Raw genomic sequence first — 15,305 nt, 5'->3', positions numbered from 1 at the left:
CCGTTAAAGCGCAGCCATCCGGTGCCGATAGAGACGGTATGAGTGTGAGACAGCCGATGAGCGATAACCCATGATGACGCCTTCAGGGCCCCGTGTTGTGCCGCAATACCGCAGGAACGTTCGGTGGGCGCCGCTATGGTGTCTGCTGTGGGCTTGCGCGCTGGCCCTTGGGGCGCGAGCCGAGCAGTTTCGCGGGCCGGTTGCCAACGCAAGCTGGCAGTTGGATGCTTCCGTGTTCGAGTGTCGTCTGGTTCAGCCCATTCCCCGGTTTGGCAGCGCGGTATTTACCCGTCGGGCGGGCGAGGCGCAGCGGTTTGTGTTGCAGCAGGCGAACCGGCATCTGGCGAGTGGTGAGGCTCAGATCCGCTCCGAGCACCCCGAGTGGCGCGAGACCGCTCAGCCGGAGACGCTGGATGCCGTCTCGGTGCAGTCCGGCGCCCAACCTCTGGTTGTGGACTGGCAGCGCTCCCAGCGTCTGGCGGCGGAGTTGCGCACCGGTCGGCGCTTGATCATTTCTTATGCCCCCTGGGATGGACGCGCGCAAGCGGCGGAAATTGTGCTCGAGCCGGTGGGGTTTCGCGCGGGTCTGGATGGTTTTAACGACTGCCTGTCCGGATTGTTGCCGGTCAATTTTGACCAGGTGGAGCGCAATGCACTGTATTTTCCGGCCGGTTATGCCGACCTTCCCGAGTCTGAGCTGGAAAAGCTGGATCGCATCGCGTTGTACGCGTCGGCCGATGACCGGGTCACCCATTTCTATGTGGACGGTCATACGGATGGCCTGGGCCTCAGAGCCGAAAATCTCGAGCTGTCCCGGGAACGGGCGGAAATGGTCACCCAGTATCTGGTTGAGCGAGGCGTCCCCGAGCAAAAAATCATCACCCGCTGGCACGGGGAGCGCTATCCGGTTGGTTCGAATCGCGACCCGGAAGGTCGCGCCGAAAACCGGCGGGTGACGGTCCGTCTCGAGCGCCGGGACGAGCGCCTGTCTGCCCGGACAGATTGACCCCTCTCAGTTGCCCTTGACCTTTCAATATCCGCCCTCATTGTCGATTCAGACAGATCAATGTAACGATCCATGGAATTTATGATGCCAGCTTCAGTCAAAGCTGGCGCTATCCATTGAACTTACCGTTATTGACTTGAGAGGAATGGTTCATGCCCCATACGAAGGTGTCCCGTTCGCCGCTGGCGGTTTATCTGATGAGTCTGGTCTGCCTGTTCGCGCTGGCATTGCCGGCACAGGCGCGCGACCTGCCGGATTTCACCGAGCTGGTGGAAGCGCATTCTCCCGCTGTGGTCAAAATTACGACTCAGGGCCGCGTCGAAACCGGCAACCGGATTCCCTATCAGGAAGACATTCCGGATATGTTCCGGGAGTTTTTTGAACGACGCATGCCCCAGGAGCGGGATGTGCGTTCCATGGGGTCCGGGTTTGTGATCTCTGAAGATGGTTACATCCTGACCAACTATCACGTCATTGAAAACGCTGACAATATCTACGTGCGCCTGATCGACCGGCGAGAGTATACCGCCGAGGTGATCGGTACGGACGCCCGGTCTGATCTCGCCCTGTTGAAGGTGGATGCCGACGATCTGCCGTATCTGCGCTTTGCGGACTCCGATAGTGTCAAGGTCGGGGAATGGGTGCTGGCCATCGGCTCGCCCTTTGGTCTGGATTACTCGGTCAGCTCCGGGATCATCAGTGCCATTGGTCGCAGCATACCCGGCCCGAACAACGATACCTATGTACCGTTCATTCAGACGGACGTGGCGATCAATCCGGGTAACTCCGGCGGTCCGCTGTTCAACCTCGACGGCGAAGTGGTGGGTATCAACTCCCAGATTTACACCCGCTCCGGTGGCTCCATCGGCCTGTCGTTCGCCATTCCGGCGGGGCTGGCCAAAGAAGTGGTGGCTCAGTTGAAAGACAAAGGCCGGGTGGAACGCGGTTGGCTCGGCGTGGTAATCCAGGGCGTGAATCGGGACCTGGCCCAGTCCTTTGGCCTGCGCCGGGCCACCGGGGCCCTGATTTCCAATATGGATCCCGAGGGTCCGGCGGCCCGCTCCGGCCTGGAAGTGGGCGATATCATTCTCAAATTTGACGGTCGCACCATCGGTGAGTCCGGAGATCTGCCCCCGCTGGTGGGGCGTACCGAGCCCGGCTCGGAAGTGCCCGTGGTGGTGATGAGACGGGGCGATGAGCGCACCATTGATGTGGAAATCGGCCTGTTGCCGGACCGGGACGGTCAGGTGGCCGACAGCGGCCCGGATGCCGCCCCCACGGGAGACCCCCTCGGCCTGATGGTGGAGGCGTTACCCTCCGATGCCCAGGAGACCGGGGTGCTGGTGACCCGCGTAACTCGCGGTAGTGCCGCCGCCGGTGCCGGCTTGCGTCCCGGCGATATTATTACGCAGCTGGGCTATGACAGTGTGGACTCGGTGAGCCGCTATCGGGCTCTGGTCAGCGATCTGCCCAAAAACAAGCCGGTGGCCGTACGCTTCCTGCGCGATGGGCAGCCGGCGTTTACCACCCTGCGGATTGAGTAGCCCTGCACAAACCGGCCCAGGGACGGGCTGGCTGGCCGGGCTCCCCATAGCCGGGGTCAGCCAAATACGCTAAACTGGCCGCCTTTGTCCGGCGGCTCCATCGGGCTCCGGTAGTGCCCCCAACGGGCACCCGGCCCCTCCCGCCGTTTTGCCAACCGCACCAACCTAAGAATTTGACGCCCAGTGACTGATCTCAGCCATATCCGCAACTTTTCCATCATCGCCCACATTGACCACGGTAAATCCACCATCGCCGACCGCTTCATCCAGGTCTGCGGCGGTCTGACCGATCGGGAGATGGCCGAGCAGGTGCTCGACTCCATGGACCTGGAGCGCGAGCGGGGCATCACCATCAAGGCTCAGAGCGTGACCCTGAGCTATAAAGCCCGTGATGGCAAAACCTACCAGCTCAACTTTATTGACACCCCGGGGCATGTGGACTTTTCCTACGAAGTCTCCCGCTCCCTGTTTGCCTGTGAAGGGGCGCTGCTGGTGGTGGATGCCGGTCAGGGGGTGGAAGCCCAGTCCGTGGCCAACTGCTACACCGCCATCGAGCAGGGGCTGGAAGTGATTCCGGTATTGAACAAGATGGATCTGCCCCAGGCCGAGCCCGAGCGCGTGGCCCAGGAAATTGAAGACATCATCGGGATCGAGGCCACCGAAGCGATGCGCTGCAGCGCCAAGTCCGGCGTGGGCATCGAGGATGTTCTGGAAGAACTGGTGCGGCTGGTACCGCCGCCGGAAGGGGATGTGGACGCCCCGCTGCAGGCGCTGATCATTGACTCCTGGTTCGACAAATACATGGGCGTGGTCTCGCTGGTGCGGGTCAAGCAGGGCACCCTCAAGGTCAAAGACAAAATCATCACCAAGTCCATCGGCAAGTCCCACGTGGTGGACAGCGTCGGCGTGTTCAATCCCAAACTGACCAAGCTCAAGGAACTCAAGGCCGGCGAAGTGGGATTTGTGATTGCCGGTATCAAGGACATTCTGGGCGCGCCGGTGGGGGACACCCTGACCCACGCCAATACGCCGGAAACGCCCGCGTTGCCGGGTTTCAAGAAGGTCAAGCCGCAAGTGTATGCGGGCATGTTCCCGGTCGATGCCGATGACTTTGAGGATTTCCGCGAGGCCCTGTCCAAACTGACGCTGAACGATGCCTCCCTGTTTTTCGAACCGGAAAGCTCCGATGCCCTGGGTTTTGGTTTCCGCTGCGGCTTCCTCGGGATGCTGCACATGGAAATCATCCAGGAGCGACTGGAACGGGAATACGACCTGGACCTGATCACCACCGCGCCGACCGTGGTGTATGAAGTGATCACCACCAAGGGCGAGACGCTGTATGTGTCCAGCCCCTCGAACCTGCCCGATCCGGGCGAGATCGAAGAAATGCGCGAGCCGATTGTCGAGGCCAACATTCTGGTGCCCCAGGAGTATCTCGGCAATGTGATCACCCTGTGCAGTGAAAAACGCGGCATGCAGAAAGACATGCAGTACACCGGCACTCAGGTCACGCTGCGCTACGACATGCCGATGAACGAAGTGGTGATGGATTTCTTCGATCGGCTGAAGTCCGCCAGTCGCGGCTTCGCCTCGCTGGACTACAGCTTCGACCGGTTTGAACCGGCCAACCTGGTGCGCCTGGATGTGCTGATCAACGGTGATAAGGTCGATGCCCTGGCGTTGATCGTGCACCGGGATCACTCCCAGAGCATTGGTCGCTCGCTGGTTGAGAAAATGAAAGAACTGATTCCCCGGCAGATGTTTGATGTCGCCATTCAGGCGGCCATCGGTGGCAATGTGATTGCCCGCTCCACGGTCAAAGCCCTGCGCAAGAACGTGACCGCGAAGTGTTACGGCGGCGACGCCTCGCGCAAGAAAAAGCTGCTGGAAAAGCAGAAAGCCGGTAAAAAGCGGATGAAGCAGGTCGGCCGGGTGGAGATTCCCCAGGACGCCTTCCTCGCCGTACTGAAGGTTGATAACTGATAACCATAATCATGGAACGCTTATGAGCAGCATTAACTTACCCCTGATTCTGACCCTGGCAGTGTTCGTTACGGGGTTGGTCTGGTTGTATGACTCCCTGGTTCTGGCCAAGCCGCGCAAGCAGAAACTTGACGCGGTGGACAAACAGTTTGAGCGCGCCAACCTGGCGGACAAACACCAGAAAGAGGCTTATCAGCAAGCGCTTGAGGCGGCCGGCAAGGAACCGGTGTGGGTCGAGTACTCCAAGTCCTTCTTCCCGGTGTTGGCGCTGGTATTTGTGTTGCGCTCATTTATCGCTGAGCCGTTTCAGATTCCCTCCGGTTCTATGGAGCCGACCCTGGAAGTGGGGGATTTTATCGTGGTGAACAAGTTCACCTACGGTATCCGGCTGCCGGTGCTGAATAACGAAGTGATTCCGGTCAATAAACCCGAGCGTGGTGAAGTGATGGTGTTTTTCCCACCTCACCAGCCGGAGACTTATTTCATCAAGCGGGTCATCGGGTTGCCTGGTGATACGGTGAGCTACATCGACCATCAACTGACCATCAATGGAGAGCCGGTGGAGGAAGAAGTGGTTGAAGTGAACCGTTCCTCTCGTTACCCCTACCGGGTAGTGCAGGAAACGCTCGGCGATAACACCTATACTGTGCGCAAGCATCTGGAACCCGGCCGCTACAGCCAGTACGGTTCCTGGGTGGTGCCCGAGGGGCACTACTTCATGATGGGCGATAACCGCGATGGCAGTCACGACAGTCGGGGTTGGAACGAATTCAACTCCGGTAATGGCCCGGACCTGAGTTTTGTATCGGAAGATGCCATTGTGGGTAAGGCGTTCGCCATCTGGATGCACTGGGACTCCCTGTTCAGTGTGCCGAGCTTCGAGCGCGCCGGCGCCATCCATTAACCGTTAGGCGTTCACCAAAGAGGGCGTACGCATGCAATTTCGACAATCTCAACGCGGCATTTCTACCCTTGGGTTCGTATTTGTGGTGCTGGTTGCCGTGGCCGTGCTGTTTACCGCCTTCAAGGTGGTGCCGGTTTACGCCGAGAACCGATACATTACCTCGGCCCTCAAGTCGTTGGCCAGGAATAACAATGACCTGTTCAGCATGAGCCCGTCGGACATTCGCGCCCAGCTCACCAAATTCTATACGGTCAACAATGTCCGTACCGAAGGCCGGCGCAATATTGATATTGATAAGCGCGCCAGTAAGGTGTTGATCACCATCGCCTACGAAGAGCGGATTCCCTTCATCCATAACATTGAGCTGGTATTCACCTTCAATAATCAGCTCGACAGCTCCGCCCCCGAGCGGTGCTGTAAACCCCTAGAAAGCAACAGTGGTAATTAGTGTCCGACCTTCTCAAACAACGCTTGCAGGCCCGCCTGGGTTACGAGTTTCGTGACCCGGCCCAGCTTGACCTGGCACTGACCCATCGCAGTCACGGTGCCCGCAATAACGAGCGCCTGGAATTTCTGGGCGACTCCATCCTCAACTTCATCATCGGTGAGGCGCTTTACCAGCAGTTTCCTGAGGCAAGGGAAGGGCAGTTGAGCCGTTTGCGCTCCCAGATGGTCAAAGGAGAAACCCTGGCCATGTTGGCGCGCGAGTTTGAGCTCGGCGAATGCCTGCGCTTGGGCGAAGGGGAAATGAAAAGTGGTGGCCACCGCCGCGAGTCGATTCTCGCCGATACGGTGGAAGCCCTGATCGGGGCCATCTATCTGGAGTCCGGCTTTCAGGTCTGTGCTGAGCGGGTCAATGCCTGGTACCAGTCCCGCCTTCAGGCACTTTCCCTGGCTCAGCCCGCCAAGGATGCCAAAACCCGCTTGCAGGAATTTCTCCAGGCGCACAAGCTGCCGCTGCCGGAATATGACGTGGTCGAGGTGGAGGGCGAGGCCCATGCGCACCAGTTTACGATCGAGTGCCGGGTGACGCCCATCAAGGAAGCCGTTCGGGCCCAGGCCAGCAGTCGGCGAGTGGCCGAAAAACAGGCGGCGGCGGAAATGCTGGAAAAGTTGCAGAAAATCACCCTCAAACCGAAGCGCAAGGGTTAGGCCATGACAGATTCAAAACAACGTTGCGGCTATGTGGCCATTGTGGGCCGCCCCAATGTGGGCAAATCCACACTGCTCAACCATATGCTCGGCCAGAAGGTCAGCATCACCTCCCGCAAGCCCCAGACGACCCGGAACAATGTTCAGGGCATCAAGACCGAGGGCGATACCCAGATCGTCTTTGTCGATACACCGGGGCTGCATCGGGCGGAAACCAAGGCCATCAACCGCTACATGAACCAGGCGGCAACCACCGCCATCAAGGACGTGGATGTGGTGATTTTTCTGGTGGACCGACTGGCCTGGACCGAGGAAGACGAAATGGTGGCGCAGCGGCTGGAAAACCTTTCCTGTCCGCTGATTCTGGCCATCAACAAGGTCGACAAGATTGAACAGAAAGACACACTGTTGCCGCACCTGCAGAAGCTGAGCGAGCGGTTTCCCAAGGCGGAAATGATCCCGCTGTCCGCGTTGCGCAACACCAACCTGGATCGGCTCGAGGACTTGATTGTCGAGCGGTTGCCGGAGGGGATACACCTGTTTCCGGAAGATCAGCTGACGGACAAAAGCTCGCGCTTCATGGCAGCGGAAATGGTGCGTGAAAAAATCACCCGCCAGCTGGGTGATGAGCTTCCCTATCAGATGGCGGTGGAAATCGAAGAGTTCAAAGACGATGGCCGGATTCTGCACATCTCCGCTGTGGTGCTGGTGGAGCGGGATGGCCAGAAGCGTATTCTGATTGGCGACCGTGGCGAGCGTATCAAGCAGATTGGTCAGCAGGCCCGACTGGATATGGAAAAACTGTTTGATCAGAAGGTGATGCTCAAGCTCTGGGTCAAAGTGAAATCGGGTTGGTCCGATGACAGCCGCGCCCTGCGCAGTCTGGGTTACGACGACCTGTAACGGCGGGGGCGCGTCATGCGCATAGAGTTCCAGCCCGCTTATGTATTGCACACCCGTCCTTACCGGGACACCAGCCTGTTGCTGGATCTGTTGACGCCGGATTATGGCCGGATTGGCGCCGTCGCCAAAGGGGTGCGCCGGGGTAAAAGCCAGCGTCGCCCCTTGCTCAACCCCTTCATTCCCATACTGGTCTCGCTCGGTGGCCGGAGCAGCCTGAAAACCCTCACGGCGGTGGAGGCGGACGGTATCGGCCATCGGCTGGCCGGCCTGTCGCTCTACAGTGGCTTTTACGTCAATGAGCTGATTGTCCGTCTGCTCGGAGAGCAGGATCCCAACCCCGATCTGTTTGACGATTACCGTTGGACGATGAATGCCCTGTCCACCAACCCGGCGGATGCCTCGCCCGAGCCGGTATTGCGTCAGTTCGAGTGGCGCCTGCTGGACGGATTGGGGTATGGGATCAGCTTTACCGAGGAGGCGGACACCGGCGAACCGGTGCGCGCCGACGCTCTCTATCGCTTCGACCCCGAAGCCGGCTTCATTCCCACCTATAGTAGCCGTGATCCGCAGGAAACCCCCAAGCTGTTTGTGGGCGCGGACCTGCTGGCCTGCGCCCAGGCCGACTTTTCCGAGCCCCAGACCTTGATGACCGCCAAGCGCCTCAGCCGACTGATGCTGCACCCGCTGTTGGGGAGTAAGCCATTGAAAAGTCGGGACCTGTTCCGCCCGGCCTGATGAGTGGCTGATGCCTGGAGCCGGTCATGGCGGCGAGGCCGGAAAACAACCGATTGACAGGCGGTAGGGCGGGGCGTAGCTTGGAATGCCCCTAAACGGAATTGTGAGGTAAATCCCATGAAACGGTTCCGCCCTCCCTGGTTTCCAGGTTTGATTCTGATTGCATTGCTGGCTGCAGCCTGCCAGCGCGATACGACCGACCGCACCGCCACTTCCGATACTTCGCCCGATAATTACCTGCCCGAAATTGCCCCCGTTGGCGCCACCCTGCTCGATGGCTTGGGTGATTACCACTTTCCGATCAGTCACCAGAACTCCGAGGCCCAGCGATGGTTTGATCAGGCGCTGATGCTGACCTACGGGTTCAATCATCAGGCCGCCGAACGCTCCTTTCTGAAAGCCGTCGAGCTGGACCCGGGGTGCGCCATGTGCTGGTGGGGTGCGGCGCTGGTGCTGGGCCCACACGTCAATGCCGGCATGGACCCGGCCAACAATCAGGCCGCCTGGGAGCGCCTGCAGGCAGCGCAAGCTCTGGCAGACAACGCGACTCCTCGCGAACAGGCCTACATTCGTGCTCTGGGGGCCCGCTACGCCGAGAGTCCCCCGGAAGACCGCTCAGCACTGGATCGTGCCTACGCCGATGCCATGGCCGAATTGATGGAGCAGTATCCCGACGATCTGGATGCGGCCGCTTTCTACGCCGAAGCGCTGATGGACCTGCAGCCCTGGGATTACTGGGACGGCGAAGGCAATCCTAAGCGTAATACGGCCGAGATTGTCGAAGTGCTGGAAAGCGTTATCGAGCGCAATGACGAACACGCCGGTGCCCTTCACCTCTATGTGCACGCGGTAGAGGCGTCGAACGAACCGGAGCGAGGAGTGATGGCGGCAGACCGGCTGCGTGATCTGATCCCGGGCTCTGGCCACCTGGTGCACATGCCCGCGCATATCTACGCCCGGGTGGGGCGTTGGCAAGACGCGGTACTCGCCAACCAGCGCGCGATCGAAGCCGACAATACCTATCTGGCCGCCTGTCGACCCGGTCCCGGGGTCTATCCCCTGGGATACGTTCCCCACAACCATCACTTTCTGTGGTTTGCCGCGAGCATGACGGGTAATCGGGCGACCGCATTGGCGGCGGCAGAGTCGACTTACGGGCGAACCAGTGATGAGGAATTGATGCGGGCGCCAGGTCTGGAGGCCATGCAGAACTTTGCTCTGTCTCCCTTGTTCGCCCGGGTGCGGTTCGGGCTTTGGGACGAGATCGCCAGTACTCCAAAGCCGGCGGAGGATCTGCCTTACATGGTCGCCATGTGGGAGTATGCTCAGGGGATGGCCGCGCTGCGCAGTGGACGGCTATCTGAAGCGCAGGAACATCATGCGGCGCTGATGGCACTCACCGAAGACCCGCGCATTGAGGCCATGCGGGTCTGGAATCGGTACTCTCTGGTGCACGGCGTGCGTGTAGCCGAGCGGACGCTCGCCGGGGAAATCGCCTGGGCCGAGAAAGACCTCGACGGTGCACTGTCGGCGCTCAATGAGGGGATGGCCATTGAGGGCGAATTGCCCTACGACGAGCCACCGGCCTGGCATGCCCCCGTGCGCCAGACCCTGGGCGCCATATTGCTCGAGGCCGAGCGACCGGTGGAGGCGGAGGCGACTTACCGCGCTGAGCTTCGCCGGAACCCGGAAAATGGTTGGTCCCTGTTCGGATTAGAGCAGGCGCTGCGCGCCCAGGGGAAAAATGACAATGCCGACGCTATTGGCGAGCGTTTTGAAAAGGCCTGGGCCCACGCGGATATTACCCTGACCTCTTCCAGGCTCTGAGGTATCGCCTGGCGCTCTGCCCGATCCGCTCAAGGGGCGGGCAGGGTGGCCAGATCCGCCGCCAGTCGCTCCGCGTCCAGGGGCGCCTTCCAGTAACCGACCAGCCGTGCTTCCGGATCGATCAATACCACAGCCGTCGAATGGTCCATGGTGTAGTCGCCTTCCGAGCCCAGCGGCACCCGCACATAGCCCAACTCCAGGCTGTCGAGCAAGGGGTTGAGTGCCGCGCGGGTTCCGGACAGGCCCACCCAGTCTGGGTCAAACCACCCCAGGTACTCCTGCAACAGCGCCGGCGTGTCCCGTTCGGAATCGACACTGACAAAAACCACCCGGTGATGCCCGGGTGTCTCCAGTTTATCCTCGGCGTTGCGGATGATGCCCAAAGTCAGTGGGCAGATATCGGGGCAGTGGGTAAAGCCGGAAAACAGCAGGGTCCACTGACCCAGCAGGTTGGTTCTGGAAAAGGCGGCCCCTGTCTGGTCGGTCAACCGGAACTCGGCGATCGGTCGGGGCGTCTCGGTCAGAGTGCCGTAGGTCAGCACCAGCGGTTCGTCTCGCTGAGTACAGCTGGCGAGCAGAAATAACGACAGACAGCAGGCGGGCAGGGCTCTGGACATGGTCGGCGACCTCGATGGCCCGGAGGAGTGGATTCAGTATCCTCCGGGCCACCGGCGACTGCAAGGAGCGCGCAGTTGAGCTGGCTTAATGGTCGCCGTTAGCGTCCGGTTTTGCGCAACAGAACCACCCAGTCCTCTGTCGGCCGGCTGGGCGGCTTGCCCAGACTGACCTCCGCGCCGCCCTGTACGTTGGTCACGCTTCCCGAGGACAGGTCGCCACCGGACACCGGGTTGTACCAATGGACCTCGAAGTCGTTGCTCAGCCCGCGCAGATCAATCTGATACTGCTCGGTGCCGGTGGGGAAATACAGGGCATAGATGTCGTCGTGCTTGGCCAGACAGAAGGCACCTTCCCGAGCCAAAAGATCGTGTGCTGGCGCCATCTCCCACCAGGGCAAGTAGGCCTGGAAGAACGTCATGGCGTGACGGGTCAGTGACCAAAGCTCGTCCCGCTGGCGCCAGTCCTCTGAGGTCAAGTCGTTGTGGGGAACATTAGCGCCGAAATACCACTCCACCCCGGCTGCCCCGGACAGCAGGGTTCCCCAGAGCACATCGCCGCGCAAGCTCGGGTGACCGGGATCATTCGCGTCGGTGTCGGCACCGGTGTGCCACATGCCGATTTCATCCATGGTGATCAACCAGCTTCGACCGGCCTGCTCGGAACGCTGTTTCCACTTCATCACCACCTGATGAGCGTGCTGCCGGTCGTGTGCTTGCAGCGATAGACCATCAAGCCCCTCGACGCCCAGCAGGGGTTCAAGTACGGGCTCACGGGTGCCTATTTCCGCGTGGGTGTGAAGAAGCACGGGGTTCTGGTAGGGGTCCGCCTGCTCAAAAAAGCGGATCATGGCTTTGCGTTGTTCGGTATTTTGCGCCGGAGGAGACCACTCGGCGTACCCGTTCTCTTCGCCAAGATTCCAGATCAGGCCGAGATGGTGGCCAAAGCGGGCGATCAGTTCCTGATAGTAGAGTGTACGCATTGGACCGACATCGCCTTCATCCAGCAGTCGCTCATTCTCGGTTTCCTGAGTGACCAGGTGAATGAGAATGCCTTTATTCTGCATGTGCTGAAATAGCTGCTCCCACTGTGCCAATCGGCTCACATCAAAGCGGGTGAAATCTTCCGGGCTGGTGTAAGGCCAGACATCTTTGCCGTCGCCCTCGATATTCATGGTCAGGAGATAAATGGCGTTCATACCCTTTTCGGCGAGGTAGTTGACGGCGCCGAAGATGGATTTACCAGCCTCCCCGCGCAGGGTGGGGTCGCCCGGTTGCCAGTCTTGTCGGTGTGACTCGTACTGGTGCAGTTCGCTATTGGCGCTGGCTTCACCCTCGCGAGCCGATGCGGCGATCCGGTAAGTGCCATCGAACCCTTCGTAGGCGAGAAAGTTCTCCGGGCTGTTGCTGCCGCCCTTGAGCCAGTACCGGTCGGTACCGGGGAAGTAAAAATGACCATCGTTCACCGACAGTCGGCCCAGCGCGCGAAAATCCGGTGCGCGTTTGTCGCTGGCCTCAACCATGAAGGTTCCGGTGGCGTTGTCGAGTGGCAGGCTTTCACCGGAGTCTGCGCCGAGCGCGATTTTCTCCCCCCGCTCAAGTCGGGCGCGGTACTGCCACTGGCCGGTCTCCGGGGCTCTGAACTTCACCTGCCAGATGTTGCCGGCATCGGCGCCGCTCTCGCTGGCCTGGCCGTCGGCGGCATAGTAGCCGCGAATGGGGTATTCCTGGCCGTCATGAGTGAAGGTGACCATGAGCCGGTAATTCAGAAAGGGGTTGTCCGCGTCTTGCTCTGAGGTGTCAGGTCCCGCAAAATTGAGAGTGATGCTGTGCCACTGTTGGTACACAGGAAGGTCGCTCTCCGTGGTGGCTGATTCCTGATGTTGATCCGAGCAGCCAATGAGCAGGGCCAGGCTGAGCATGCATGCCCAGTAGCTCACGCGGCGAGTGTAGTGCGTCAGGTAGTGACCGATCATATTGCCTCCAGTGTCGTTATTTTATTGTGGTCTGCCGTACCGGTCGTCGCCGGTAGGGGTTCACTTTACACAGTTTCTGACGACAATTCTCGTCCTCTTCCCCGTCACCAGAGAAGCGGGTGGGAGCGGGGTGATTGGGTGCGGGAGTTTGTACTGAAGGAGCGGTCGTGTGGCATCAATTTATTGTATTATAATAAGGCCTTTCGTAGAATAACCGGTACGAATAACGCTGATAACGACAACGATAGAAGGTATGGATTATGACGAGTATCTCTCCTCTGCGACAGCTGTTGGCCGGGGGCGCCCTGGTGGCTGCCGGATTGGGCCTGGTTGCCTGTTCCGAGGCGCCTGACGAAGCCTCCTCTGCCAACGCGAGCGTCGACAACGGATTGCCTGAGTATCAGGTACCCCTGGTCGAATTCGGGGCCGATCCCTGGATTCACCGCACCGAAGACGGTCAATATTACTTTATTTCCACCGCGCCGGAGTTTGACCGGATCGAGCTGGTCACTGCCGATACCCTCAATGGCCTGGCTGACGCCGAGCCCAAAGTGATCTGGCAGCGTCCGGACGAAGGCCCCACCGCGGGGAACGTCTGGGCACCGGAGCTGCACCGTATTGATGGCGTCTGGTATGTGCATGTGGCGTTGGGCCACGGCGATCAGCCGTTCCGCATGCGGATGCATGTGCTGTCGAACGCCAACGAAGACCCGATGACCGGTGAGTGGACCGACGAGGGCGCAATCGAGACCCCTTGGGAGAGCTTCTCCCTCGATGCCACTACCTTTGAGCACAATGGCAAGCGCTACCTGATCTGGGCCCAGCGCGATCAGCAGGAGCGGTACAATTCCGCACTCTACCTGGCCGAAATGGACAGCCCCACGTCCATTACCGGGCCGGTGATCGCCATTACCGAGCCCGAGCTCGATTGGGAACAGGTGGGCTACAAGGTCAACGAAGGGGCCTCGGTGCTCAAGCGCAACGGCCGGATTTTCGTGACCTACTCTGCAGCGGCCACGGATCACAACTATGCCGTGGGTCTGGTATGGGCGGATGACGACGCCGATCTGACCGATCCCGCCTCCTGGAAAAAATCCCCCGAGCCGGTGTTCCACACCAACGAGTCTCTGGAGCGTTTCGGCCCCGGCCACAACAGCTTCACTGTGGCGGAAGATGGCGAGACGGACCTGATGGTCTACCACACTCGCAGCTACAAAGAGCTCAAGGGCAACCCGCTGACCGATCCCAACCGCCACGCCCGGGTGCGGGTGATCGGATGGGATGAGGACGGATTTCCGGAGTTCTACCAGAACCGACCGGACAACCACCACCTGAACCCCGAGCAGTACGAAGATTCCAATGCGGACGCCTCTGAGTATGGCCGCGCGTATATCAGCAAAGAATCGTTTGGCGAGTTGCCCGACGGCCGCGAAGTGACCCGCTTCACCCTGAACAATGGTGAAGGCATGGAGGTCAAGCTGATGAACTACGGTGGCATCATCACGCACCTGACCGTACCGGATCAGAACGGTGAGCTGGATAACGTGGTATTGGGCTTTGAGACGCTGAACGACTATCTGGAACAGAACCCGCCGTACTTCGGCGCGCTGATTGGCCGCTATGGCAACCGTATCGCCAACGGCCGGTTTGACCTGAACGGTGAGACCATCACGCTGGATCAGAACGACGGCGACAACCACCTGCACGGTGGGGTTGTGGGCTTTGATAAGAAGCTGTGGGACGCCAGATTTGTCTCCGACGAGCGGGGCCTGGCGGTCGAGCTGTTCCTGCTGAGCGAAGACGGGGATCAGGGTTATCCGGGTAATCTGGAAGTGACCACCCGTTATGTCCTGACCGATGATAACGAGCTGATCACGGAATTCCGCGCGGAAACCGACAAGGCGACGCCGGTGAACCTGACCCAGCACACCTACTTCAACCTCTCCGGTGAAGGCAAGATTCTGGATCACACTCTGCAGATCAATGCCGATCGCTACACGCCCGTGGACAGCGGTCTGATCCCGACCGGCGAGCTGGCACCCGTTGCCGGTACCCCGCTGGACTTCACCGAGCCCAAGCCGATTGGCCAGGACATTAACGCGGATCATCCGCAGCTGATGCGTGTGGGCGGTGGTTTTGACCACAACTTTATTTTGAACCGCGAGGGTCGGGATGGGTTGATCGTAGCGGCCCGCGCCGAAGACCCGAGCACCGGCCGGGTACTGGAAGTGCTGACCGAGGAGCCGGCGATTCAGTTCTATTCCGGTAATTTCCTGGACGGTTCGCTGTCCGATGGCGAGCGCGATTTTGTCCTCCACGGCGGCTTCTGTCTGGAGCCGCAGCATTACCCGGATTCACCCAACCAGCCGGAATTCCCGAGCACCATTCTGGAGCCGGGTGAGGTATATGAAACCAGCATGAGTTTCCGGTTTGATGTGAAGTAAAACGTTCGAAAGAACGGAGCGCATTAACCGCCCCTGGCCGCAGGCCTTGGGCGGTTTTTTTGTTTCTGGGTTTGGGCATGGTGACTTCGTAGGGTAGTGCTGCGGGTGTGTATACCGGTTGGAGACCCGCCGTTACCCTTGCGTTACGCCACATCAATGTTCTGTATGGGTGTCCAAGTGCGGGAACGGCGGGTGCGCGCTTTGCGCTTACCACGCC

General features: G+C 60.0%; 12 protein-coding genes. 10 read left to right on the top strand and 2 right to left on the bottom strand.

What is annotated here, in order from left to right; translation table 11 throughout:
* Positions 1-70 precede the first annotated feature (70 nt).
* The 9 genes from EDC38_RS05615 to EDC38_RS05575 all read left to right on the top strand — a co-directional run bounded on the left by EDC38_RS05615 (position 71) and on the right by EDC38_RS05575 (position 10,054).
* Complete coding sequence (locus tag EDC38_RS05615; protein ID WP_123637657.1) at positions 71-1,006, top strand: MotY family protein; 936 nt, start codon at positions 71-73, stop codon at positions 1,004-1,006.
* A 152-nt stretch (positions 1,007-1,158) separates the two neighbouring features.
* Entirely contained in the window at positions 1,159-2,550 is a 1,392-nt protein-coding gene (locus EDC38_RS05610; RefSeq protein ID WP_123637656.1) for a DegQ family serine endoprotease, read from the top strand.
* A 183-nt stretch (positions 2,551-2,733) separates the two neighbouring features.
* Positions 2,734-4,533: a translation elongation factor 4 gene (lepA, locus tag EDC38_RS05605; RefSeq protein WP_123637655.1), complete on the top strand. Its 1,800-nt coding sequence runs from the start codon at positions 2,734-2,736 to the stop codon at positions 4,531-4,533.
* A 22-nt stretch (positions 4,534-4,555) separates the two neighbouring features.
* Positions 4,556-5,437, top strand: a complete 882-nt coding sequence (gene lepB, locus EDC38_RS05600; protein ID WP_123637654.1) for a signal peptidase I — start codon at positions 4,556-4,558, stop codon at positions 5,435-5,437.
* Positions 5,438-5,468: 31 nt separating this feature from the next.
* Positions 5,469-5,885: a DUF4845 domain-containing protein gene (locus EDC38_RS05595; protein WP_123637653.1), complete on the top strand. Its 417-nt coding sequence runs from the start codon at positions 5,469-5,471 to the stop codon at positions 5,883-5,885.
* The gene (rnc, locus tag EDC38_RS05590; RefSeq protein WP_123637652.1) at positions 5,885-6,589 is read left to right on the top strand and encodes a ribonuclease III; all 705 of its coding nucleotides are present in this window, start codon (positions 5,885-5,887) and stop codon (positions 6,587-6,589) included. The genes EDC38_RS05595 and rnc overlap by 1 nt, the downstream gene beginning before the upstream one ends.
* Before the next feature lie 3 nt (positions 6,590-6,592).
* A complete protein-coding gene (gene era, locus EDC38_RS05585) occupies positions 6,593-7,492 on the top strand; it encodes a GTPase Era (protein WP_024460534.1) in 900 nt (299 codons plus the stop codon).
* A 15-nt stretch (positions 7,493-7,507) separates the two neighbouring features.
* Positions 7,508-8,227, top strand: coding sequence for a DNA repair protein RecO (gene recO, locus EDC38_RS05580; RefSeq protein ID WP_123637651.1), 720 nt, complete (start codon positions 7,508-7,510; stop codon positions 8,225-8,227).
* A 117-nt stretch (positions 8,228-8,344) separates the two neighbouring features.
* Complete coding sequence (locus EDC38_RS05575) at positions 8,345-10,054, top strand: tetratricopeptide repeat protein (protein ID WP_123637650.1); 1,710 nt, start codon at positions 8,345-8,347, stop codon at positions 10,052-10,054.
* Positions 10,055-10,083: 29 nt separating this feature from the next.
* Here the strand turns inward: EDC38_RS05575 and EDC38_RS05570 are convergent, their stop codons facing one another.
* Together EDC38_RS05570 and EDC38_RS05565 are read right to left on the bottom strand one after the other, a co-directional pair.
* Positions 10,084-10,671, bottom strand: coding sequence for an SCO family protein (locus EDC38_RS05570; protein WP_123637649.1), 588 nt, complete (start codon positions 10,669-10,671; stop codon positions 10,084-10,086).
* A 98-nt stretch (positions 10,672-10,769) separates the two neighbouring features.
* Positions 10,770-12,644: a DUF5060 domain-containing protein gene (locus EDC38_RS05565; RefSeq protein WP_123637648.1), complete on the bottom strand. Its 1,875-nt coding sequence runs from the start codon at positions 12,642-12,644 to the stop codon at positions 10,770-10,772.
* Between the two features lie 260 nt (positions 12,645-12,904).
* Between EDC38_RS05565 and EDC38_RS16490 the strand changes: the two genes are divergently transcribed.
* Positions 12,905-15,088: a galactose-1-epimerase gene (locus EDC38_RS16490; protein ID WP_246004344.1), complete on the top strand. Its 2,184-nt coding sequence runs from the start codon at positions 12,905-12,907 to the stop codon at positions 15,086-15,088.
* Positions 15,089-15,305: the final 217 nt, after the last annotated feature.

Origin of the sequence: Marinimicrobium koreense (genome assembly GCF_003762925.1) — a bacterium.
GTDB classification, from domain to species: domain Bacteria; phylum Pseudomonadota; class Gammaproteobacteria; order Pseudomonadales; family Cellvibrionaceae; genus Marinimicrobium; species Marinimicrobium koreense.
The sequence above is the reverse complement of the archived record's forward strand: the minus strand, read 5'-3'. Positions and strand labels throughout refer to the sequence as shown.

Bases quoted from the DNA above. Each gene is read 5' to 3' on its own strand.
- EDC38_RS05575 (WP_123637650.1), top strand. From the start codon at position 8,345: ATGAAACGGTTCCGCCCTCCCTGGTTTCCAGGTTTGATTCTGATTGCA.
- EDC38_RS05595 (WP_123637653.1), top strand. From the start codon at position 5,469: ATGCAATTTCGACAATCTCAACGCGGCATTTCTACCCTTGGGTTCGTA.
- EDC38_RS05565 (WP_123637648.1), bottom strand. From the start codon at position 12,644: ATGATCGGTCACTACCTGACGCACTACACTCGCCGCGTGAGCTACTGG.
- lepB (WP_123637654.1), top strand. From the start codon at position 4,556: ATGAGCAGCATTAACTTACCCCTGATTCTGACCCTGGCAGTGTTCGTT.
- EDC38_RS16490 (WP_246004344.1), top strand. From the start codon at position 12,905: ATGACGAGTATCTCTCCTCTGCGACAGCTGTTGGCCGGGGGCGCCCTG.
- era (WP_024460534.1), top strand. From the start codon at position 6,593: ATGACAGATTCAAAACAACGTTGCGGCTATGTGGCCATTGTGGGCCGC.
- recO (WP_123637651.1), top strand. From the start codon at position 7,508: ATGCGCATAGAGTTCCAGCCCGCTTATGTATTGCACACCCGTCCTTAC.
- EDC38_RS05570 (WP_123637649.1), bottom strand. From the start codon at position 10,671: ATGTCCAGAGCCCTGCCCGCCTGCTGTCTGTCGTTATTTCTGCTCGCC.
- EDC38_RS05610 (WP_123637656.1), top strand. From the start codon at position 1,159: ATGCCCCATACGAAGGTGTCCCGTTCGCCGCTGGCGGTTTATCTGATG.
- EDC38_RS05615 (WP_123637657.1), top strand. From the start codon at position 71: ATGATGACGCCTTCAGGGCCCCGTGTTGTGCCGCAATACCGCAGGAAC.